20 protein-coding genes are annotated in these 21,318 nt (G+C 40.1%); 14 read left to right on the top strand and 6 right to left on the bottom strand.

Features of this window, described 5'->3' with window-relative positions; genetic code table 11:
- The first annotated feature begins 46 nt into the window (after nucleotides 1-46).
- The 8 genes from P3L40_RS01860 to P3L40_RS01825 all read left to right on the top strand — a co-directional run bounded on the left by P3L40_RS01860 (nucleotide 47) and on the right by P3L40_RS01825 (nucleotide 7,569).
- Nucleotides 47-805: a HesA/MoeB/ThiF family protein gene (locus P3L40_RS01860; RefSeq protein WP_210853521.1), complete on the top strand. Its 759-nt coding sequence runs from the start codon at nucleotides 47-49 to the stop codon at nucleotides 803-805.
- Nucleotides 793-993: a sulfur carrier protein ThiS gene (thiS, locus tag P3L40_RS01855; RefSeq protein ID WP_004264499.1), complete on the top strand. Its 201-nt coding sequence runs from the start codon at nucleotides 793-795 to the stop codon at nucleotides 991-993. The genes P3L40_RS01860 and thiS overlap by 13 nt, the downstream gene beginning before the upstream one ends.
- A 2-nt stretch (nucleotides 994-995) precedes the next feature.
- Nucleotides 996-1,766 carry a thiazole synthase gene (locus P3L40_RS01850; protein WP_102140176.1) on the top strand — a complete coding sequence of 257 codons (771 nt, stop codon included), beginning with the start codon at nucleotides 996-998 and terminating at the stop codon, nucleotides 1,764-1,766.
- Nucleotides 1,763-2,884, top strand: a complete 1,122-nt coding sequence (gene thiH, locus P3L40_RS01845) for a 2-iminoacetate synthase ThiH (protein ID WP_210844642.1) — start codon at nucleotides 1,763-1,765, stop codon at nucleotides 2,882-2,884. Before P3L40_RS01850 ends, thiH begins: the two co-directional genes overlap by 4 nt.
- A gap of 327 nt (nucleotides 2,885-3,211) precedes the next feature.
- Nucleotides 3,212-5,014: an arylsulfotransferase family protein gene (locus P3L40_RS01840; RefSeq protein ID WP_210853520.1), complete on the top strand. Its 1,803-nt coding sequence runs from the start codon at nucleotides 3,212-3,214 to the stop codon at nucleotides 5,012-5,014.
- Nucleotides 5,015-5,026: 12 nt separating this feature from the next.
- Nucleotides 5,027-5,785, top strand: a complete 759-nt coding sequence (locus P3L40_RS01835; RefSeq protein WP_195698101.1) for an ABC transporter permease — start codon at nucleotides 5,027-5,029, stop codon at nucleotides 5,783-5,785.
- A 2-nt stretch (nucleotides 5,786-5,787) separates the two neighbouring features.
- Complete coding sequence (locus P3L40_RS01830; RefSeq protein WP_247605845.1) at nucleotides 5,788-6,555, top strand: ABC transporter ATP-binding protein; 768 nt, start codon at nucleotides 5,788-5,790, stop codon at nucleotides 6,553-6,555.
- A 12-nt stretch (nucleotides 6,556-6,567) separates the two neighbouring features.
- Nucleotides 6,568-7,569: an ABC transporter substrate-binding protein gene (locus P3L40_RS01825; protein WP_210853516.1), complete on the top strand. Its 1,002-nt coding sequence runs from the start codon at nucleotides 6,568-6,570 to the stop codon at nucleotides 7,567-7,569.
- 80 nt (nucleotides 7,570-7,649) lie between these two features.
- Here P3L40_RS01825 and P3L40_RS01820 read toward each other — a convergent pair whose 3' ends face one another.
- The 6 genes from P3L40_RS01820 to P3L40_RS01795 all read right to left on the bottom strand — a co-directional run bounded on the left by P3L40_RS01820 (nucleotide 7,650) and on the right by P3L40_RS01795 (nucleotide 15,244).
- Nucleotides 7,650-8,951, bottom strand: a complete 1,302-nt coding sequence (locus tag P3L40_RS01820) for a uracil/xanthine transporter (protein ID WP_168697681.1) — start codon at nucleotides 8,949-8,951, stop codon at nucleotides 7,650-7,652.
- A 257-nt stretch (nucleotides 8,952-9,208) separates the two neighbouring features.
- The gene (locus P3L40_RS01815) at nucleotides 9,209-9,790 is read right to left on the bottom strand and encodes a DJ-1/PfpI family protein (protein ID WP_210853528.1); all 582 of its coding nucleotides are present in this window, start codon (nucleotides 9,788-9,790) and stop codon (nucleotides 9,209-9,211) included.
- An 87-nt stretch (nucleotides 9,791-9,877) separates the two neighbouring features.
- A complete protein-coding gene (locus P3L40_RS01810) occupies nucleotides 9,878-10,732 on the bottom strand; it encodes a tagatose bisphosphate family class II aldolase (RefSeq protein ID WP_036958871.1) in 855 nt (284 codons plus the stop codon).
- Nucleotides 10,733-10,847: 115 nt separating this feature from the next.
- On the bottom strand, nucleotides 10,848-12,314 hold the full coding sequence (locus P3L40_RS01805) for a DUF2264 domain-containing protein (protein WP_136135120.1): 1,467 nt from the start codon (nucleotides 12,312-12,314) through the stop codon (nucleotides 10,848-10,850).
- 63 nt (nucleotides 12,315-12,377) lie between these two features.
- Nucleotides 12,378-13,985 carry a sulfatase gene (locus tag P3L40_RS01800; RefSeq protein ID WP_094962829.1) on the bottom strand — a complete coding sequence of 536 codons (1,608 nt, stop codon included), beginning with the start codon at nucleotides 13,983-13,985 and terminating at the stop codon, nucleotides 12,378-12,380.
- Nucleotides 13,986-14,008: 23 nt separating this feature from the next.
- Nucleotides 14,009-15,244 (bottom strand): anaerobic sulfatase maturase, encoded by a 1,236-nt coding sequence (locus tag P3L40_RS01795; RefSeq protein WP_112307478.1) that lies wholly within the window; start codon nucleotides 15,242-15,244, stop codon nucleotides 14,009-14,011.
- A gap of 527 nt (nucleotides 15,245-15,771) precedes the next feature.
- Between P3L40_RS01795 and agaR the strand changes: the two genes are divergently transcribed.
- Genes agaR through P3L40_RS01765 form a run of 6 tightly spaced genes read left to right on the top strand, consistent with a single transcriptional unit; the run spans nucleotide 15,772 to nucleotide 21,301 of the window.
- On the top strand, nucleotides 15,772-16,548 hold the full coding sequence (gene agaR / locus P3L40_RS01790) for a transcriptional repressor AgaR (RefSeq protein ID WP_036958927.1): 777 nt from the start codon (nucleotides 15,772-15,774) through the stop codon (nucleotides 16,546-16,548).
- A gap of 51 nt (nucleotides 16,549-16,599) precedes the next feature.
- Nucleotides 16,600-17,883 carry a tagatose-bisphosphate aldolase subunit KbaZ gene (gene kbaZ / locus P3L40_RS01785; RefSeq protein ID WP_004264449.1) on the top strand — a complete coding sequence of 428 codons (1,284 nt, stop codon included), beginning with the start codon at nucleotides 16,600-16,602 and terminating at the stop codon, nucleotides 17,881-17,883.
- Between the two features lie 8 nt (nucleotides 17,884-17,891).
- Entirely contained in the window at nucleotides 17,892-19,076 is a 1,185-nt protein-coding gene (locus P3L40_RS01780) for an SIS domain-containing protein (protein WP_004264442.1), read from the top strand.
- A 34-nt stretch (nucleotides 19,077-19,110) separates the two neighbouring features.
- Nucleotides 19,111-19,605, top strand: coding sequence for a PTS N-acetylgalactosamine transporter subunit IIB (gene agaV / locus P3L40_RS01775; RefSeq protein WP_210853514.1), 495 nt, complete (start codon nucleotides 19,111-19,113; stop codon nucleotides 19,603-19,605).
- Nucleotides 19,606-19,653: 48 nt separating this feature from the next.
- Nucleotides 19,654-20,424, top strand: a complete 771-nt coding sequence (agaW, locus tag P3L40_RS01770; RefSeq protein ID WP_004264436.1) for a PTS N-acetylgalactosamine transporter subunit IIC — start codon at nucleotides 19,654-19,656, stop codon at nucleotides 20,422-20,424.
- Nucleotides 20,414-21,301, top strand: a complete 888-nt coding sequence (locus P3L40_RS01765; RefSeq protein WP_036958865.1) for a PTS system mannose/fructose/sorbose family transporter subunit IID — start codon at nucleotides 20,414-20,416, stop codon at nucleotides 21,299-21,301. The genes agaW and P3L40_RS01765 overlap by 11 nt, the downstream gene beginning before the upstream one ends.
- Nucleotides 21,302-21,318 lie beyond the last annotated feature (17 nt).

Below are 21,318 nucleotides of genomic sequence, written 5' to 3'. Positions count from 1 at the left end.
TTTATCATCATAAAACAGGGTTAGTGATGATTTAAGGAATTCATTCATGTTAAGTGACCAAGAATTCATGCGTTACAGCCGCCAGCTACTACTCGAAGATATCAGTCCCGAGGGGCAACAAAAACTGAAAAATAGCAAAGTCCTCATTGTTGGCTTAGGGGGCTTAGGCTCTCCCGCGTCCCTTTATTTAACGGGGGCTGGTGTCGGCGAATTGTGGCTAGCCGATCACGATGATTTACATGTTTCTAACTTACAACGGCAGGTGCTTTATGATACTGATGATATCGGCCAGCCAAAAGCCCAGCTGGCCGCAGATAGACTGCATCAGCTCAATCCGTTGGTAAGAACCCATGTTGTCGCACAAAAGTTGGATGTTAAGACTTTAATTCCTTTAGCTGAGCAAGTCGATTTAGTGCTTGATTGCTGCGATAACATGGCCACTCGTCACGCAGTTAATGCCGCTTGTGTCATGACCAATACAACCTTAGTTAGCGGTAGTGCGGTTGGGTTTGGCGGCCAATTAATGGTTATTGAACCGCCATTTAGCACCGGTTGCTATGCCTGTTTATATCCAGACCAAGATGAACCTGAGCGCAACTGCCGCACTGCTGGGGTATTAGGGCCTGTAGTTGGGATCATCGGCACGCTGCAAGCACTGGAAGCCATTAAATTACTTGTCGGCCTTCCCTCTTCACTGAGTGGTAAATTGCGTTTGTTCGATGGAAAACAACAACAATGGAATACATTGCAATTAACGCCGTCATTGCAATGTCCAATCTGTCGGGAAGAAACATGCATATCATAATTAACGACCAACCTATGGAATTCGACGCCCCACTGACGGTTAATCAATTATTTTCCACTCTCAACCGCCCAATAGTGGGAACTGCACTTGCTATCAACCAAGTGATCATTCCTAAAAGTCAGTGGGATTCGCATCTCATTAATGACCAAGACAATATCTTGTTATTTCAAGCTATCGCTGGGGGCTAATAATGTTAAAAATCGCAGATTTAACTTTTCACTCACGCCTGTTTACTGGAACAGGTAAATTTGCCAGCGCCAACCTAATGCAAGACGCCATTGCGGCCTCAGGCAGTCAATTGGTGACAATGGCAATGAAGCGTATTGACTTACGTGGGCAAGATGATGGCATTCTACAACCTCTGCAAGAACTGGGTGTGAAACTATTACCGAATACCTCTGGTGCGAAAAATGCCCAAGAGGCGGTGTTTGCCGCGCGCCTAGCTCGAGAAGCCCTCGGTACCAATTGGGTCAAACTCGAAATTCATCCAGATATGCGTTATTTGCTACCCGATCCTATCGAGACATTGCTTGCCGCGGAGCAGCTCGTTAAAGAGGGATTCGTTGTATTGCCTTACTGCAGCGCAGACCCAGTGTTATGCCGTCGTTTAGAAGAAGTTGGCTGTGCCGCTGTGATGCCATTAGGCGCACCGATAGGCACAAACAAAGGCTTAGCAACCAAAGAAATGCTTCGTATCATTATTGAACAAGCCTCTGTCCCTGTCGTCGTAGATGCAGGAATTGGTGCACCAAGCCATGCGGCAGAAGCGATCGAAATGGGTGCTGATGCCGTTTTAGTCAATACCGCAATCGCGGTAGCTAAGCAACCGGTACTTATGGCAAAAGCGTTTAAACTGGCTGTCGAAGCCGCTGAATTGGCCTATCAAAGTGGGTTAGCTGCACCGAAGCAACAGGCGCAAGCATCAAGCCCGTTGACCAGTTTCTTAGGGGCCTTATCATGACCCCAAGTTTCCAAGAACGCTTACAAGCGCTAGATTGGGACGATACGACACTGCGGATAAACAGTAAAACCGCTGTCGATGTGGAACACGCTTTAGCGGCAGACATACTCACACTCGATGATTTTATGGCGCTGCTTTCCCCTGCTGCCCGTCCCTATATTGAACTAATGGCACAAAAGGCTCAGAAACTCACCCGCCAGCGCTTTGGCCATGCAGTTGGGTTTTACGTGCCACTTTATTTATCGAACCTATGCGCAAACGATTGTACTTATTGCGGTTTTTCGATGAGTAATAAAATTAAACGTAAAACCCTAAGTGACGATGAAATCATTAATGAGTGCGAAACCATTCGCAAAATTGGTTTTGATAGCTTATTGCTGGTCACTGGAGAACACCAAAGTAAAGTGGGTATGGACTATTTCCGTCACACACTCCCCATCATTCGCCCTTATTTCAGTTCCTTAATGATGGAAGTGCAGCCATTAAGCACAGAGGAATATAAGGACTTGAAAACGTTGGGGTTAGATGGTGTGATGGTCTATCAAGAAACCTACCATGAGCCCACGTATCAGCTACATCATCTCAAAGGCAAAAAGCAGGATTTTCACTGGCGCCTAGCCACTCCTGAGCGTTTAGGGGAAGCAGGTATAGATAAAATCGGCCTTGGCGCGTTAATTGGTTTATCAAACAGTTGGCGTACCGATTGCTATATGGTTGCAGAACATTTGTTGTACTTACAGCAATACTATTGGCAAAGTCGTTATTCTATCTCTTTTCCTCGCTTACGCCCTTGTGCGGGTGGCGTTGAACCGGCATCACTGATGAGTGAGGCAGAATTAGTGCAATTAATTTGTGCTTTTCGCTTACTCGCACCGAATGTTGAGCTTTCCCTCTCAACCCGTGAATCGCCTTATTTCCGTGATCACGTCGTGCCATTGGCAATTAATAACGTCAGTGCGGGTTCGAAAACCCAGCCGGGTGGATATGCAGATACCAAAGAAGAGCTAGAACAGTTTTCCCCAAATGATAACCGCAGTGCCACACAAGTCGCACATGCCCTTGTGCAAGCCGGTTTACAGCCCGTTTGGAAAGATTGGGATAGCTATTTAGGCCGTTAAATTTTGCGGGCTAACGCGATGTTAGCCCGCAAGTAACGATCAGTAAATGAATTCATATATAGTTTAATATCATTCATACTGTGCTACTAATCATAAAATATGAGCAATACTCATTGCCATCACTAGGAAAAAATCAATCATATTTTTAACTTTTTGTATTAATTACGTATTATATTCTTATTACTTAATATTATAAATATAAACAATTAATAGATCATTACTTTATTGTTCTATTAAGTTATAACACCATAATAAAAGATATTTCAAAACCCATTACCTTTACACCATTATTCCACATAGAAAAAATTTACTATAGGAATATTTAATATGGGACACCCAAGTATTTATCCTTCAGGAACTACTATTTTCAATAAAGAAAAAACATTTAGTGGTTATACCCTTTTTAACGCACCTGGAAAAGGTGCGCTATTAATTGATATGAATGGCCGAGAAGTGCATTTATGGCAAGGAGTTGATGGTTTTCCTAATAAAATTTTACCTGGTGGATATTTATTTGGTAGTCATGGTTTGCGATCACCTAAATATGGTGTTCAAGATCAAGTTGATTTAGTTCAATTTGATTGGGATGGTAACATTATATGGTCATTCAATAAATTAGAAAAAATACAAGATCCCAATCAAGAAATAATATGGATGGCAAGACAACATCATGATTTTCAACGTGATGGAAACCCTGTTGGTTATTATTCTCCTACATTAACATCACAAACCCATAGCGGAAATACTCTAATACTATGCCATAAGAATATTTACAAACCTGAAATATCAGATAAATGGCTACTTGATGATATTTTTATCGAAGTAGATTGGCAAGGTAATATTATCTGGCAATGGGCATTTAGCGATCACTTTTCAGAATTAAATTTCAGCGAAGAAGCTAGAAATGTTTTATATCGTGACCCAAATATGCGTAGTGCCGGTGGAGGTATGGGAGATTATCTACATATTAATACCATGTCTCGTATAGGACCAAATCTACATTATGATAATGGAGACGAACGTTTTCATCCTGATAATATTATTTGGGATTCTAGAGAAGCAAATATAATCGGAATAACGAGCCGGAAAACTGGAAAAATAGTTTGGCAATTAGGGCCCGATTATAACAACAAACAAGTTCATCATCTTGGTTGGATTATCGGACCTCATCATGCTCATATTATACCTCATGGCCTTCCAGGCGCAGGAAATCTGTTAATTTTTGATAATGGCGGCTGGGCAGGTTATGGAGCACCAAACCCTTCATCTGTATATGGCTTAAAAAATGCATGGCGAGATAGTTCTCGAGTATTAGAAATAAACCCAGTTACTCTCGAAATTATTTGGCAACATGATGCAGAAAAACTAGGCTTTGCCGCTCCCATGGATTCAAGTCGATTCTATAGCCCATATGTAAGTAGCGCTCAGCGTCTACCAAATGGTAATACTTTAATTACCGAAGGCTCAAATGGGCGATTGATTGAAATAACAGCTGAACATGAGATTGTGTGGGAATATGTCTCGCCTTACTGGCGAGAAGGAAAAAAACGCAATAATATGATCTATCGTGCTTATAGAATCCCTTATGATTGGATCCCTCAATTAGATATACCTGAAGAAAATAGCATAGCCCCTATGGATGTCTCTCAATTCCGATTACCAAATGCAGCCCCTAAAGATACAATTACAGGAGTGTATATCGAAGGAATAATAAAACATAAAATTTCAGATGATGATATCTTATGTATTGCTCGCACTGGAGATAATCATCCCTCTAAGAAATCTGATACCTTTTTCTTTTCCGATAACATATATGAAATAGATAGTGAAACATTCGACTCAATTATTAATGAAAATAAAAATAATTTGATATTCTTCGGTGCTAGTTGGTGCAATAAATGTAAAGTATTGAGTGAGTTATTGCCTTCATTAGTAAAACGTTACTCAATAAATAAAATCAATTATCTCTCTGTAGATAATTCTGTTGAAATCCTTCAAAAGTATTCACTTAGAAGCATACCTATTATTGCAATTTCAAATAATGGGAAATTAGTGGATAAACTCGTTGGATTACAGGATACAACAACATATGTGAGTTTCCTCAATCAATATTTCGACAAAATAAATTGAGGCTTATATATCATGTTGAAAAACAGTTTTTTCTTGCTTCTACTTCCAGTTATTATTTTTACAACTTGGTATATTACAACAACAATTGGAGGTGTTTCCCCTGTTATTTTTCCATCTATTCCACAAGCATGGCATTCTTTGAATTTCCAGCTATATTCTGGGCAATTATGGCAAGATTTATCAATTAGTTTATCCCGAGTATTAATAGCCTTTGTTATCGCTGCTATTTTTGCTTTTTTTCTTGGTATTATCATGACATTGTCGCTACGAACAAACCAAATTTTCAACCTAACATTAAATGCTATACGTCAAATTCCTCCACTAGCATGGATACCATTATTAATTTTATGGTTTGGAATTGGTGAAGTAACTAAAATTATTCTTATTATAAAAAGTGCCTTTTTCCCTATCTTACTAAGTACTATCAATGGAATACAAACGACACCTATGACTTATATTGAATTAGGTAATCTTTATCAATTCAATATTTGGCAAAAATTACGAAAAATTTATATTCCATCACTACTTCCCAACCTATTTACAGGTTTAAGGCTTGCAATGGGGTTATCTTGGGCAACAGTTGTTGCAGCAGAAATGATCGCAGCTAACTCGGGTATTGGCTATCGCATCAATGATGCCCGGATTATGCTAGATTCCCCAGTCGTTATAGTGGGTATTCTTGTTATCGGTATAGTCGGTTTATTATTAGATAAGATTTTATTAATTATATCTTATTACCTGCTGCCATGGTTAAGAACAGAAAGGAGATAGATATGCTATCAATCAAAAATGGATTTAAAAACTTTACTATCAATAATAAGTTACTTCCTGTTTTAGAAGATATTAACCTTCAAGTTCAAAAAGGTGAATTTGTTGCTATCGTTGGCCATAGTGGTTGTGGGAAAAGTACTTTACTACGCATAATTGCAGGCTTAAACCAATTCAATAGTGGAAGTGTACTATTTAAAAATAAAGAGATAACCAAACCAAATATAGAAAGAGGAATGATTTTTCAAGAAAATAGGCTTCTACCTTGGTTAACAATTGCCAATAATATCGCTTTCGGATTAGACCATATAGATAAAAAAACGAAGAAAATTCTAGTTGAAAATTATTTAAAACTCGTAAACTTGACTGAGTTTGCTAATGCTTATCCCAAACAACTCTCAGGAGGAATGGCACAACGTGCAGCAATTGCCCGTACCATAATCACCCAACCTGAACTATTGTTATTGGATGAACCGCTTGGCGCACTTGATGCTTTAACCAAAATTGAGATGCAACGAGAGATTTTATCTATCAAACAAGAAAAGCAACTGACGATGATTTTAGTTACTCATGATATTGAAGAGGCAATATATTTGGGAAATCGAGTAATTATAATGTCATCCCGCCCTGGAAACATAAAAAAAATAATTGATATTAATCTTCCTTATCCACGAAATCGAGGCAGTTCTGATTTTGCATATTATAAAAGAATTATTCTTCAAGAATTTTTCGATAATTCTGCAGAACTTTTTGCAAGTGAATATGAAATCTAGAAGGAACATATCATGGTATTATTAAATTATATCAAATTTCCTATTATAGTATTAATTTCGTTCATTCTAGTTGGTTGTGGGGATGAAAGGCTACCTGACAGTAAAAATAATGAAAAAATTGTTCGTATTGGCACAGCAGATAATAATGGTCGTTTAAGTGGTTTGCTCGGTTTAGCAAAACAGCTAGGATATCTTGAAGAAGAGCTACAAAAAGTTGATTACCAATATTCCATTTCTGGTTTTGCAGGAGCAGGGCCTGCCGTCAATGAAGGCCTAGCGACAAATGCCATTGATATTGCTGTTTATGCTGATTTTCCAGGAATTATAGCCACATCGAGAGGTGTACCCTTAAAATTAATCATGTCAGAGGATTCTTCCATCAATGCCAATATCGCAGTAAGAAAAGATAGCAATATTCACTCATTAGCTGACCTTAAAGGCAAGAAAGTTGCATTACCACGAGGAACGTATATGCAACGGTATTTCACGCTATTTATTGAACAACAAGGGTATAAATTATCTGACTTCAATATTATTCAAATGACAAATGATGCTGAATCCGCATTATTAAACGGAGCAATTGATGCGATGGTATGGACTGAGCAAAGTACCGCCCGTTTAGAAAATAAATCCCCAACTATTACAACACTTTATTCAACCCGTACTGAACCTGAACTCTCAGGTATTTCTGTTATCGTAGGGCGAGAAGCATTCATAAATCAAAATGAGAAGGTGATTAAAGCAATGAATATTGCTTTATTAAAAGCAAGTAAATATGCACAAAATAACCCCGATCAGGCAGAAATTTTACTTGCTAAAGAAAGCGATACTAATATTGAAATCATAAAAAAAATACATGATTTTCATAGTATAGATAGTTTTTCTAAACGCTATTCCGTTAATATTACTGATAATGACATCCGTAAGTTAAAGCAAACTCAACAATTTTTGATTGATAACAAAATTATCACTAAGCCTATTGATATAAAAAATTGGGTTTATACTAAAAAATAAACGCCCAAATGAAATCACATCCCTTTTAATTTCTTTTCTAGCAAAGATTTTCCTTCATCTTTGCTTTTTTTATCAAAACATTAAGCAATGTTATCCCACTTGATCGTATTTTCTAAAATAAGTGCCAATATAATGCCCATGAGTAACCCATTACCTAGTAAAGAACTAAACATTGTTGGCAAAGAATTTAATACCGCAGCAGGTGCTGACATCAAAAAGATGCCAATAAAAATAGGTAATGCGAGGCGATAAATATTACGTGCATTCAGTTTCATATCCGCAAGAAATGAAAATGAAGAAAATAGCAGCGGCAAATAAGTCGCTAACATAACCGCACTACCAATAGCTAACGGCAAAGAGCGGAAAAATTGAGTCAATACCGCAACGCCCCCCACACATAAGAAAATCAAACTGCCAATAGTAAAAGAGATACGTGAACTGTCTTTTGTTTGAGTAATTAGACCAATAGATGAGACAAACGGTGAAAAAGGCACTACGCCTATCGGCGCTGCTAATATTGTTACAACCCCTGACATCATAAAGCTACGCCGATATAAGGATTTAACGGGTAATGAATTGGGATAAAAAACATCAGTTCCTCGCATCGCTCCAAACGTATTGGATGTGTTTAATATTCCAGCCAAAATCGCTGTCAGCACAATACTTATATTGATTTCATCGGATCTACCTAATGGAAATAACACCCATTGCCCTGATGAAACAGGTGATACCGTGCTGCCAAATAACCCACTATAAGCAAGCCATCCGGTAATTGTTCCAATCAATAATGCATATTTACTGATACTCATAGGTAAATAAATGATCATCGCGATGACGAATATCAGTACTGCGAGGGCTAAAAAGAAGACAGGATAATTAACTGTAATATTTTCACTGCCAACACCAAATGGTAGTCCTAACATCCCTTTTAAAAAAATAGTGACCAGTTGAGCACCAAGTAAAAACATAAACACCACAAGCACTCCCGGCTTGAACAAACCAGCTAACCAACCACCAAGACCGCTTAAACCAATAAAAATGGTAATAATCCCAGATAGAAAAATCCCTATAGCCAAGCTCCATCCTATCGTCTCAAGAGAAGTTCCTTGCATAGATTCTGACAAGGTTACGGTTAAAATTGTTGCCCACCACAGCCCAGTTGGCCCTTCCATCACAGAGCGTTTATGGCCTATAAACGCTTGCAACAAGCAAGCCAGAGCCGTTAATAAAAAAGCATATTGGGTTATTACAAACGTGGTTTGTGGTGATAAATGAAACGCAGATTGTAAAGTCGGAGGAATAACAACCGTATTACAAAAGATAAAAAAGAACCATTGAAAACCAGAAATAATATTATTTTTTGTAATAGCAATATTCCGCATATTCATTCCTTACCGGCGATTATGTATCTGACCAGCTTAATGTTTATAACGGAAAATTTCTAATTTAAATCCAGCTGTTATAATACTGATAAATTACAATTAATTCTTATCATGATGAGAACTAGCTTCATACACTATTAACTCTGATTTTTGATCATTATTCTGCTATCTAATATTAATAAAGCGGGAAAAAATATCATTCCCGCTTTATTTTTTATCTTGATCACCGATAAAAAACGCTTAGTCACCAATAAAAGTTATAGATAGGGAAGTGGCCAATGCTTAAAATATATATGCTTAGCTTGCCAATCCACTTTATCAACATTGTCAGCCAGCAAATGTTTTGCGACGGTAAATGCAAATTCAAAGCTTACACCAAACCCTTTTGCACTGATAAATTTTCCATCAACAACAACATCTTGGTCAACATAAATGCCATCACCAAATTTCTCAGCCAACTTGTCCCCTGTACTATAATGCCTATCTTCCAGTAACCCATGAGCTGCTAATACTTTCGCACCAGAAGAACATAGCGCACAAATATACTTATCCTCATGTATATGCCGCCGAAGGAAATCAACTACTTTTTCATTCGCATACAAACGGTCAGTTCCTTTTGGCCCACCAGGCATCATAACTGCATCATAAGTATGGGATAACTTTTCGACTAACAGATAATCTGCACTAATTTTAGTACCAAAATACGTATTTAAAATAAGCGAATCCATGCAAGATAAGACATCGACATGAATATCTAACCGACGCATGATATCAATGAAAACGACCGCTTCCCCTTCCTCGAAGCCATCTGCGAGCAAAACAGCAACTTGTTTCATAATATTCCTTTTATTTTCAAAACGATTTATTGCGGACTATCAACAATAAATTTGGGTTATACCCCAGCAAATCTAGATGATTTTTACTTGTTAAAGTGTTCCATCACTTTTGCAAACACGAATTTTATCCATCACCACCGCTTTCATCGCTGCCTTTCCTGGAACCAGATAATGGCGAGGGTCAGTAGCTTCTGGGTTCTCAATGAAATACTGCTTGATTGCATCAGAAAACGCGATTTTTAGCTCTGTCGCGACATTGACTTTACAAATTCCAAGCTCAATACAATGCCTGACATCTGCATCAGGGATCCCCGAAGCACCATGAAGAACTAAAGGCAAATTCGTTTTCTTACGGATTGCGTCCAGCCTAGCAAAATCCAAATGTGGCTCACTTTTATACATGCCATGAGCGGTTCCAATTGCAACAGCTAAGGAATCAATACCAGTTCTTTGAATAAAAGTAATCGCAGCGTCAGGGTCGGTGAAAAGTGCATCTGCGGCATCAACAACTAAGTCATCTTCTTGCCCCCCTAGACGCCCCAGCTCAGCCTCAACTGTGCAGTCCCATTGATGGCAAAAATCAACAACCCGTTTAACTATTTGAATATTTTCTTCAAACGGAAAATGAGAAGCATCAATCATCGCAGAGCGCACACCCGCGGAGACTTTCTGGAAAATATCTGGAATATCTTCATGATGATCTAGATGCAAAGCCACTGGGACTTTATAGCGCTCAGCCGCTTGCTGGCAAATAGCTATCAAGTAGTCACTTCCTGCATAAGAAAACGTACTCGGGGTTCCTGCTAAAATAACGGGAGATGCCATTTCTGCAGCAGTTTCCATAACAACTTGAATGGTTTCTAAATTATGAATATTAAATGCAGGAACTGCATAGCCTCCCAGTTGGGCTCTGTTCAACATATTACGGGTAGATACCAAGTACATAATCGCCTCTCAGCTTTCGATTAATTTCGAATAATATTAAACGAAAGAAACAGAAAGGTAAAAGATCTAAATCACATTTCTATTTCTTTCGCACTGAAAGCAAATGAAAGGAAGATTAGAAGTAGTGAGTCATTTTAGAGCTATAACTTGTCACTCCTTTACGTAACAAGTTGTTTTTAGGTCGTTTTGATTGGCCTAGTAGCGTTTCAATTACTTTCTGAGAGCATAATTGTTTCTCTAAGCGACGCGTCAATGGGGATTGCTGTTTGAGGTAATCTTCACGAAATATCACGGTGACCTCTTGTGTTTCTTTCACACCAATAACCGTTACCGCAATTGATGGTATTTCGAAATGAAAGTCTGAGCTTTCAACTGGCAGTGGGCTACAAGGGCTATCCCAAAGTTGAATTCGATTGCCACAATACAAAGCAATAATTACAGCACGTAATGACCAAAAACTACTCGCAGGACCACTGTAATTATCGACTAGGCGGGCATCATAGCTAAATAAACCTTGAGTTGGCGCTCCCGCTTTTAAGGCACCATGACCAATAAAATAACGCAAAGTACTTTCTAGTGCGTTTTTAGCCTCCCCCACACTCACAGCATCCCCTCCTAAATCAACACCGGCTAATAAAGGCGCGGACACCGCGAGGCGATAACATGCACTACGGCCAAAAAATGGAATCCCTTGCGGTGTCATAAAATAACGATAATGATGGTTAAACTGATTTAATGAACTACGAATGAATTCATCATCGAAGTGGGGGCAAATTTGGTTCAGCCAATATAATGAATAGTAAAAGCCCCATGCATTATAGTAATCAAAGTTACCTTTCGCGCCATCCCGAAACCAGCCATCACCCACGTAAAATTGTTTCACTCTTTCATACCGCCACATTGCAATGGTATCTCGACCTGTGAGAGCTCGGATCACAAATTGCACGGTAAGAGGGAAAAGGTGCCAGTTGTTATCAACGATATCGCAATGATTAACCTGTTCGAACCACTCAATAATGCGTTGTTGCTCAGAGTTATCCAATTTATCCCATACCCACTCACGACTCAACCAGAGAGTCAGCGCTAAATCTGCAGATTCACAAATTTTTTGGTCATAATTTTCAAGCCTTCCCCAATAGCCTTTATGAGCAGGGTCTGTACCATGTAAAAATGCATTTTTGATGATTTCAGAAAGGTCAATTGATGCTAAATTTAACCCATTCAATGTTGCTTTTTGGCTGTGAACTAGCCATGAAGCAAGTAAAGGCAGTACCCTACTAACCCCTTCTAGGGCATCTGTCCGCACCGTTTGCTGGCCTGGGCTGCCAGGATAGTATGCGTGAGAGTAACCCCATGTTTGATAATGAACAAAAGCTTCCGTGGTATAGCGCACTAATAATTCGCAAAGAACTGAAAGTGGTTGATTTTCATCTTGAAAGGCTTTGATGATGTGGTTATCGTTACATTGATAGGCTGACTTTCTAATTAATCTTCGAATAATATTCTCTTTGAATAACTTCTGATAAATTTTTATATCTGGGTGCTCATAAGGCAGCTTTGGGCGTTCAGTCGGTATTGTCATACGTGTTTCTCTATGATGCAAACTGGCGCATCCTTGCGCGCAGATTAGAACAAAAGTTTGTATTTATTTTGCTGATTCAATCAGGACTTGGTAACGGTCTTGTCCCCATACGACAGGTTTTGGTTTATCCTTAATCCATTGATAATAAGCAGATTTCAACTCTTTTACTTTTTCTGGGTATTGAGCTGCTAAATTATTCGATTCGGCTGGATTTTGTTTATCATTGAATAATTGGAGCTGGTTAGAACCATCATCATAAAAATAAAGCGCCCATTCCCCATCACGGATAGCCCATGAGCCTTTCGATAGTTTTTCTAAATTAGGGTTGTTTGGAATTTCTTTGCGTTGATAAGTGATCCATTCATGGTAGCCATGCCAAAAATCTTGGTTTTCTTCGCTGTAATGTTTCGTCCCTGGACCTGTCCAATACAGATAGTCATGTGGTGACTTTTCTGTTTTACCCGTTAATAGTGGCATAATATTTTTGCCTTCTACTTTCATGCTATCGGGTATGGTGATCCCTGCACTTTGTAATGCAGTTGGTAAGATATCAATCGCAGAAACCATCGCATCACTGTGTTTACCTGCGGGAATATGCCCCGGCCAATAAGCAACAAATGGAACGCGTACGCCACCATTAAACATTTGCCCTTTAAAGCCTTTATCCATCGCATTCATTGGCATTGGCGACTCATGCACCGCACCATTGTCAGAAATAAAGAAAATTAGCGTATTATCTAATTCACCATTTTCCTTTAGTGTATTGATAATTTTACCAATTCCCTCATCGGCCGCATTTAGCGCAGCAAAATATTTATCGGCTTCAACATTACCAGTATTGAATTTATCCATGTATTTCGCTGGTGAAGCTTCTTCTAATGGGATGTGTGGTACGCTGTATGAAAGATTGATAAAGAAAGGTTTGTCTTTGTGCCCATCAATGAAATTAATGGCTTCATCCGTTAACAAATGCGTGGTATAGCCAGGAGCTGGCACATTTTCACCATTTCGCCACATTGCGGGGGAGTTCCAAAGTGCCGCCCCTGATGCATAGAAACTATATGCATAATCGAAACCTCTTTCATGAGGAGCGAAACCTGGCTCCGGTGTCGAAATCATATTATCGTGATAATCGCGAGTTTGCTTTTCTGGTGCAATTTTAGGTTTTTTCAATACCTTCGCATTATGCCATTTTCCAATACTGGCGGTGGCATAGCCATTTTCTTGGAATAATGCGGGTAATAGTTTGATATCTTGAGGAATACCTAACATCGCATCATCGTTACTGTAAGTACCAAAACTTGCAGGAGAGCGCCCAGTAAAAATACCCGCTCGTGATGGGCCACAAACAGGATGAGCCACAAATGCATTGGTCATCTTAATTCCGCCTGCAGCCATGTCCGCAACATTTGGCATCGCCGTTCTGGCCGCTTCCACCATCTTATTAATATCACCTTGATAACGCTGTGGTGATGGGCGCTGCGCAAGCTCTTTGACATCAAGGCTATCAAGCACAAAATCGAGCTGCCCTGTTCCTAAGTCATCCATAATAATCAGTAAAACATTCGGCTTTTCCGGTGTACCACCTGCATTCGCTGCAATGGGAGGTACTAAGCTACTTGCTGCTATCAGCCCTGCTAATAGGCTTTTCTTCATAGAAGGTAATCTCACAAAAATATCTCCAGATAATATTATTATTGCTTATAAGCACGCTGTATTGCGCCAAGTGCATCACTAGCTAAAGCACCACCAGATATCGCTTGACGCATTAACTGCATACCTAAAGCGGTATGATGAAAAATCTTTTTATATGAACGACATAAATAGTTATGGCGATATTTTTCACCTTCTATCGCCGTGATCCGGTGCTTAGGGCAGCCGCCATAACAAAGGCTTTGAACCTCACAGCGCTGGCAAAGACTCGTTAGCTTGTCATATTTATTTTGCCCAAAACGGACTTGCTGTTTAGAGGAGACAATACGAGAAAGGGAGTGTTGTTGTACGTTACCTAACCGATTGGCAGGGTACACATAGTGATCACAGGAGTAGACATCCCCATTAGATTCAATAATCAGCGCTTGCCCACACGTTTTAGATTGCACACAGGTTGATGCCGGATAGCCCATCCAAGTGCCTAATAAGCTATCAAATAGACGAATATAAATTTTGCCAATGTCTCCTTGGTGGATCCATTCATCAAAAACATCAGCCATAAACTGCCCATATCCCTCAGCGGGTACTGAAAATGGTGCCATCGCGGCATTTGGCCCAGGGGCATAATGGCCACCTTGAGTATGTGGAAAGCGCCTATCCACTTCAACAATGGGGATGAACTGAAAAAAAGTGGAACCCAATGCTTTCAAAGCTCGATACGTTTCTTTTCCTTTTCGCCAATTTTGGTCATTAACAACGGTTAAGGTATTAAATTCAACACCATATTCAATCAGGAGCTGAATCGCTTTCTTCACACGCTCAAAAGTTGGGTTACCATTAACGGAAATTCGATATTTATCATGAACAGCTTCTAAGCCATCAATAGATACACCGATTAAAAAACCGTGGTCTGCAAAAAACTGCGCCCATTGTCGGTTAATCGCAATAGCGTTAGTTTGCACACTATTCGTGATGATTTTTCCTTGGGCATATTGCTTTTGGTACTTAACAACACGCTCAAAAAATTCGAGCCCTGCAAGGGTTGGCTCCCCACCTTGCCATGAAAAGTCTACCTGTTCACCAGCATGGGACTGGATATAGTCTTTGATATAACGACGTAGTACGTTATCAGGCATAACATCATGCTGGTCTTCCTTTGGTTGCTCGTGAAACACATTTTCTTTTTCAAGATAAAAACAGTATTCGCATTTAATATTGCAGCGATAACTGGTGGGTTTCGCCATCATATGAAAATAAGTGGGTTGGTTTGCAGGCATTTAAATTAATCCGAAACAGTCAGGTTATTTTTATAGCATTACGCAAAACACGAAGAATCAAAAGAGATTGAAATCACAAAATTAAAAAATGAAAGAATTTGAAAGCGTGTGGTTTGAGTTAGAAACGTTGAAGAACATATAAATAACACACAGTAGCCCAGTAACTTTTGTTTTTGCTTTAAAGAAACTTCTATTCCTTTCGAACTTCAATTACCACCATCGCACTTTATGCCAATTTTTGAGCTTATATTTAGCGAATTTTTTGCAAATATTGCTAATATTTATGCAAAACACAGGGGTTGCTTAGTAAAAGTACAATTATTGCTACTTTATTGATTGGATACTTTCTTATTCGAAGATATGATATTTAAAATTTGAAAATATTCGTAAGCAAACAACACACAAATCGAAACTTTGTGAAAGAGATCAAAAGTTTTGTTTTTTTTCGTTGTCGGTATTTTTTAGCGTAGTAAACTTAATTCGAAATCAAATGAAAGAAAATCATTTGGTTTCGTAAGGAGATGAAAGTGAAAGCGGCAGTTGAACGGCGCATGGAAATCCTCGACATGATTAACCAACAAGGTAAAGCACGAGTCGAAGATTTAGCCGAAATATTTAAAGTTTCAAGTGTCACCATCCGTAGCGATTTAAGCTTTCTTGAAAAGAATGGTTATGTGGTCCGCTCCCATGGGGCAGCAATTCCAAATACTGGGTTTATTGCTGAACTTAGCATCCATGAAAAACGTGGGCAGAATGCGGGCACAAAAACATTAATAGGGAAAGCAGCCGCCGCGCTCATTAATGATGGCGACACGATCATTTTAGACTCGGGGACAACGACACGAGAAATTGCGACACACTTAAAGTCGCGGGATAGCGTCGTTGTCATGACTAACGGTTTAGATGTCGCAATGGAGTTAGCAACAGCCGCTGGCGTTGATGTACTAATGACTGGCGGCGCATTGCGCAAAAATGCTTTATCGTTTTCTGGCTCACAAGCAGAAAATAGCCTCAGAAATTATCGTTTTGACAAGGTTTTTCTTGGGGTTGATGGGTTCGATTTACGCGTTGGTATCACGACACACAATGAACAGGAAGCTAGCCTTAACCGGTTAATGTGTGAAATCTCGGAAACTGTTATTGCGGTTGCTGATTCTACGAAATTTGGTAAGCGCAGCTGTCATATGATCCGTGAATTCGCTGATATTGATGTTTTGGTGACAGACTCTGGGATCCCTGATGAATATGTCCAAGAGTTGAAAAACCATAAAATTGAAGTAATCATCGTCGATAAAGAGCAATAATTCGCTAACTCCATTAGCAATACAACCGTGTTGATTGTGGAGTTAGTATTAATGCATCCTTTAGAAAAGATTGTTCAGCAAAATAAACTTGGTAAACAGAATGGCATTTATTCTGTTTGCTCAGCCCACCCATTTGTTATTGAAGCTTCATTGCACCAAGCGCTGGATAATGATTCCTTTCTTTTAATTGAAGCCACATCCAATCAAGTTGACCAATTTGGTGGCTATACGGGTATGACTCCGGCTGACTTTTTCAATTATGTGGTTGAGAAAGCAGAAAAAATCAATTTTCCTCTAAATAAGCTAATTCTTGGTGGTGACCATTTAGGTCCTAACCGTTGGCAAGGGCTTAATGCCGCTGACGCCATGGATAATGCCGATATCCTAATTGAACATTACGTTGCCGCAGGGTTCAAAAAAATCCACCTTGATTGCAGTATGTCCTGTGCAGATGACCCTGTTCCACTCACGGATGAAATCGTTGCACAACGTGCCGCCCGACTCGCAGTTATTGCAGAAAAAACCGCCAAAGAAAAATTTGGCTACAGCGATATCGTTTATGTTATTGGTACGGAAGTCCCCGTACCAGGTGGAGCAACTGAAGCGCTTGAAGGTGTTGAAGTCACAGACCCACAAGCCGCGAGAAAAACCTTAGACTGCCATGCGAAAGCGTTCGAAAAAGCAGGTGTCGGTGACTGCTGGACACGTGTTATTGGCCTCGTCGTCCAACCTGGCGTGGAATTTGACCATACCGGTGTTATTGATTATCAACCCGAAAAAGCACAAGCATTAAGTAAAGTTGTTGATGACTACCCTCATCTTGTTTTTGAAGCACACTCAACCGATTACCAAACACCAGATGCTTATAAGCAACTCGTTCAAGACCACTTTGCTATTTTAAAAGTGGGCCCGGCTTTAACATTTGCTATGCGAGAAGCCCTCTATTCTCTATGTGAAATTGAGAATGAAATGTTCCCAGCAGAACAGTGTTCTCACTTAAAAGAGAAAATGGAACAGTTGATGTGCCGTGAGCCCGAATTTTGGCAAAAATACTACCATGGTGATGCCCAGCAGCAAGCTTTTGCACGCGTTTATAGTTTTAGTGACCGTATTCGTTATTACTGGCCTGATAAAGAAATTAACCAAGCCATAGAAACGCTGATGGCTAACTTATCTTCAAAACCGATCCCGTTACCACTTTTAAGCCAATACATGCCACATCAATTCCAACAATTAAGAGAAGGCATGATCGATGGCTCAGCGAAATCCTTTATTTTTGCAAAAATTCGCGACGTACTTTCGGTATATGCCGATGCATGTAAATTTAGTCACTGAGGTTTGACATGGAATATTTAAGCTATCAAACACCTGAACTCGAAAAGCTAAACGCATTCTGGACAGCAAAAGAAATTGAGCAACAACCTGAATGCTGGGAAAAAACAAACCAGCTAATACAAGAACAACGTGCTGAAATTGATACATTTTTAGCTAAAGTGCTTCAGGCACCAGACGCACGCATTATCATGACGGGAGCTGGAACATCGGCTTTCGCAGGCCGCGCCCTTGCCCCCGTTCTAACAGGCCATTTAAAACGCCGTATTGATGCCATTGCCACCACGGATCTAGTCGCCGACCCAAAAGAATATTTAGCGGAAAACGTACCAACGTTACTAATTTCTTTTGCTCGCTCTGGCAATAGTCCCGAGAGTGTTGCTGCTCTTAATGTGGCAGAAAAATGCCTAACTCAGTGTTACCACTTAGTTTTAACCTGCAACGAGCAAGGGCAGCTATATCGTTATTGCCAAAATAATACCAATGCATTAGCCATTTTAATGCCAGAAGAATCAAATGACCGTTCATTAGCAATGACGTCAAGCTTTTCATCCATGATGATGGCTGCGCTGTGTATTTTCTTAACCGAATCCTTCTATTTGAATGAAATTAAACCCTATTTCCAAGATTATCACGACAGTTATACTCAATTTAACCGCCGTATCCGTGAAGATTATGCAGGTAAATTTAAACGAGTCATTTATTTAGGTAGTGGTGGCCTACAAGGCCTTGCACAAGAAGCTGCCCTAAAAATGTTGGAATTAACGGCTGGTAAGGTCGTTGCTAACTTTGACACGCCTTTAGGGTTTCGCCATGGACCGAAATCTATCGTCAATAAAGAAACGTTAGTCGTGCTGTTTCTGTCAAACGATAAATACACCAGACAGTATGAGACTGACTTATTAAGAGAGGTAATTCACGATAATGCTTCAGCAAAAGTGATCGCGGTCACCTCCTCTTCTGATGACACACAAATAGAGGAAAGTTTCGTTTATATTAAAAAAATGGAGCAGTGCTCAGACTCAGCCCTATTTTTTCCTTATTTAATGTTAGCGCAGGCCTTTGCATTCCATAGTTCTATTGCACTGGGGAATACACCAGATAACCCATCTCCAACTGGAGAAATTAATCGGGTTGTTCAAGGTGTCACTATTTACCCGTTCTCATATCAAGAAGATGGCTTCATGCCTTCTTAATGATAAATATAGCTAATAATAAGAGAGCAATTATATGCACGCACCAAATATTGTCTGGACCCGAATCGATGAGCGTTTATTACATGGGCAAATTCGAATCACTTGGGGTAAACACACTGAAGCAAATTTAATTCTTGTCGCTAATGATGATGCTGCGGAAGGTCCTAATTCTGCTTTTATGCAAGCAGGGATGAAAGCGTCCGCAGGTGGAGAATATGCTGTCCGATTTTTCTCTATCGAAAAAACTATCGATGTCATTCACAAAGCGTCTCCTCGTCAAAAAATCTTTATTCTTTGCAATAACCCAACAGATGTTGCTCGCCTTGTCGAAGGTGGAGTTCCTATCACTCACTGCAATGTCGGCAATATGCATTTCCATGAAGGAAAGCGCCAAATTGCCAAAACAGTGTCTGTGGATGAGCACGACTTAGAAGCATTTCGTCGGCTTGTCGACAAAGGAGTAGCTTGCACAATTCAAAATACTCCAGACCAAACCCCCGTTAATGTTCTTACTCTCGCAACAGCATAAGCAGATTGAGATAACAACTTAACACTAAGGCGTTTAAGGAAAACTATTATGATTTATGAAGCTTCTCTCGTGGCTTTATGGGCCTTCTTTTGCGGTATAGATAAGTATGACGTTGCACTCAATATCCACCGCCCACTGATCACAGGGCCTGTTGTTGGCCTGATTATGGGTGATATGCAAGTCGGTTTAATTGCGGGTGCAACATTAGAATTAGCTTGGCTTGGGCTTGTTCCAAATGCAGGGGCTCAGCCACCTGATGTTACTTTAGGCACTATCGCCGCCGTTGCATTCGCCATTATGACTAATCAATCACCAGCGGTAGCGATGGGGATTGGTATGCCAATTGCCGTTCTCATGCAAATGATCATTATCGGCTTTTTTGCTATTACCGCGTTCACCATGGGTAAAGCTGATCGCTACGCTGAAAAAGCCGATGCGGCGGGGATCTCTCGGTTATTAGTCGCCACAATTACCGTTCGTTCTTTACTCTACGCGATCGTCGCCTTTGTAACGGTTTACTTCGGTGAACACGCAGCACAGTGGATTGATGAAAATACACCAAAAGTACTCCTCGAAGGCTTAGGTATTGGCGCCAAAATGGTTCCAGCAATTGGCTTCGCGATGTTGTTGAAAATCATGTGGTCAAAAGAAGTGGCTGGTGTGTTCTTTGTTGGTTTCGTTATGACCACTTATCTCAAACTGCCAATTATGGCAGTAGCAATACTCGGCGCATCTGCGGCAGCCCTGTATTACTTCTTCAGCGGTAACAACAACAAGAATAACTCACAACAAAATGAGGATTTTGAAGATGGTATCTGATAACAAAACAGCAGTAGAAACCAAAAACTTACCAGTGGAATCCTACGTTGATGGCATTGATGAGTACCAAGATACCACTGTCCGCAAAGTCATCACGAAAGGCGATCTATGGCGTTGTGCATTTCGCGGGCTATTTATGGAAGGTAACTTTAACTTTGAACGTATGCAGGGGGGAGGCTTTGCATTCTCCATCATCCCAGCCCTACGCAAAATTCATGGTAATAACAAACGCGATTATGCAACTGCACTGAAAAATCACTTACAGTTTTTCAATGCGAGTCCAAAATTATTTACTTTCTTACTTGGTACTGCCGTTGCCATGGAAGAGAACAAAGAGAAGCCTTCTACTGTCAACGTCATGAAAGTGGCAGGTATGGGGCCAACAGGTGGAATTGGCGATGCTATTGACCATATGACATTGATGCCACTGACTTTAGCATTAGGCGCATCTATCGCAATGGAAGGCTCAATTGCCGGCCCATTTGTTTTCTTCTTTTTGTACCAAATTGTTCACTTTTTTGTCTATTTTGGCTTGATGTTCATGGGATATCGCGCAGGTACTGCGGCGATGGTTAACATGAGCGACGCAACAGAAAAATTAGCGAAAGCCGCCAACATCATGGGGATTTTTGTGATTGGGGCACTTTCCGCCACTTTCATAAAAGTACAAACCACCGCTGCTGTTGAGGTAGGTGGCAAGGTGGTCGAACTACAAACCGCCTTGTTCGACAAAATCATGCCTAATTTACTCCCTCTGTGCCTTGTCTTTTTGATGTTCAAAATGGTGAAAGGGACAGGTTTCTGGGCAAAACCGCCGGTGCTTATCTTCTCTGTCTTGGCCTTCGGTGTTATTGGCCATGTACTCGGTGTGATGTAACAGAATCGTATTAAATT

Origin of the sequence: Providencia sp. PROV040 (assembly GCF_032706145.1) — a bacterium.
Lineage (GTDB): Bacteria > Pseudomonadota > Gammaproteobacteria > Enterobacterales > Enterobacteriaceae > Providencia > Providencia hangzhouensis.
This window is presented reverse-complemented; position numbering and strand designations above follow the sequence as displayed.

Coding starts and splice junctions, on each gene's coding strand:
- P3L40_RS01780 (WP_004264442.1), top strand. CDS start 17,892: ATGGAATATTTAAGCTATCAAACACCTGAACTCGAAAAGCTAAACGCA.
- agaW (WP_004264436.1), top strand. CDS start 19,654: ATGATTTATGAAGCTTCTCTCGTGGCTTTATGGGCCTTCTTTTGCGGT.
- P3L40_RS01820 (WP_168697681.1), bottom strand. CDS start 8,951: ATGCGGAATATTGCTATTACAAAAAATAATATTATTTCTGGTTTTCAA.
- P3L40_RS01825 (WP_210853516.1), top strand. CDS start 6,568: ATGGTATTATTAAATTATATCAAATTTCCTATTATAGTATTAATTTCG.
- P3L40_RS01810 (WP_036958871.1), bottom strand. CDS start 10,732: ATGTACTTGGTATCTACCCGTAATATGTTGAACAGAGCCCAACTGGGA.
- P3L40_RS01860 (WP_210853521.1), top strand. CDS start 47: ATGTTAAGTGACCAAGAATTCATGCGTTACAGCCGCCAGCTACTACTC.
- P3L40_RS01850 (WP_102140176.1), top strand. CDS start 996: ATGTTAAAAATCGCAGATTTAACTTTTCACTCACGCCTGTTTACTGGA.
- P3L40_RS01765 (WP_036958865.1), top strand. CDS start 20,414: ATGGTATCTGATAACAAAACAGCAGTAGAAACCAAAAACTTACCAGTG.
- P3L40_RS01835 (WP_195698101.1), top strand. CDS start 5,027: ATGTTGAAAAACAGTTTTTTCTTGCTTCTACTTCCAGTTATTATTTTT.
- P3L40_RS01830 (WP_247605845.1), top strand. CDS start 5,788: ATGCTATCAATCAAAAATGGATTTAAAAACTTTACTATCAATAATAAG.
- P3L40_RS01805 (WP_136135120.1), bottom strand. CDS start 12,314: ATGACAATACCGACTGAACGCCCAAAGCTGCCTTATGAGCACCCAGAT.
- thiH (WP_210844642.1), top strand. CDS start 1,763: ATGACCCCAAGTTTCCAAGAACGCTTACAAGCGCTAGATTGGGACGAT.
- agaV (WP_210853514.1), top strand. CDS start 19,111: ATGCACGCACCAAATATTGTCTGGACCCGAATCGATGAGCGTTTATTA.
- kbaZ (WP_004264449.1), top strand. CDS start 16,600: ATGCATCCTTTAGAAAAGATTGTTCAGCAAAATAAACTTGGTAAACAG.
- P3L40_RS01795 (WP_112307478.1), bottom strand. CDS start 15,244: ATGCCTGCAAACCAACCCACTTATTTTCATATGATGGCGAAACCCACC.
- P3L40_RS01840 (WP_210853520.1), top strand. CDS start 3,212: ATGGGACACCCAAGTATTTATCCTTCAGGAACTACTATTTTCAATAAA.
- thiS (WP_004264499.1), top strand. CDS start 793: ATGCATATCATAATTAACGACCAACCTATGGAATTCGACGCCCCACTG.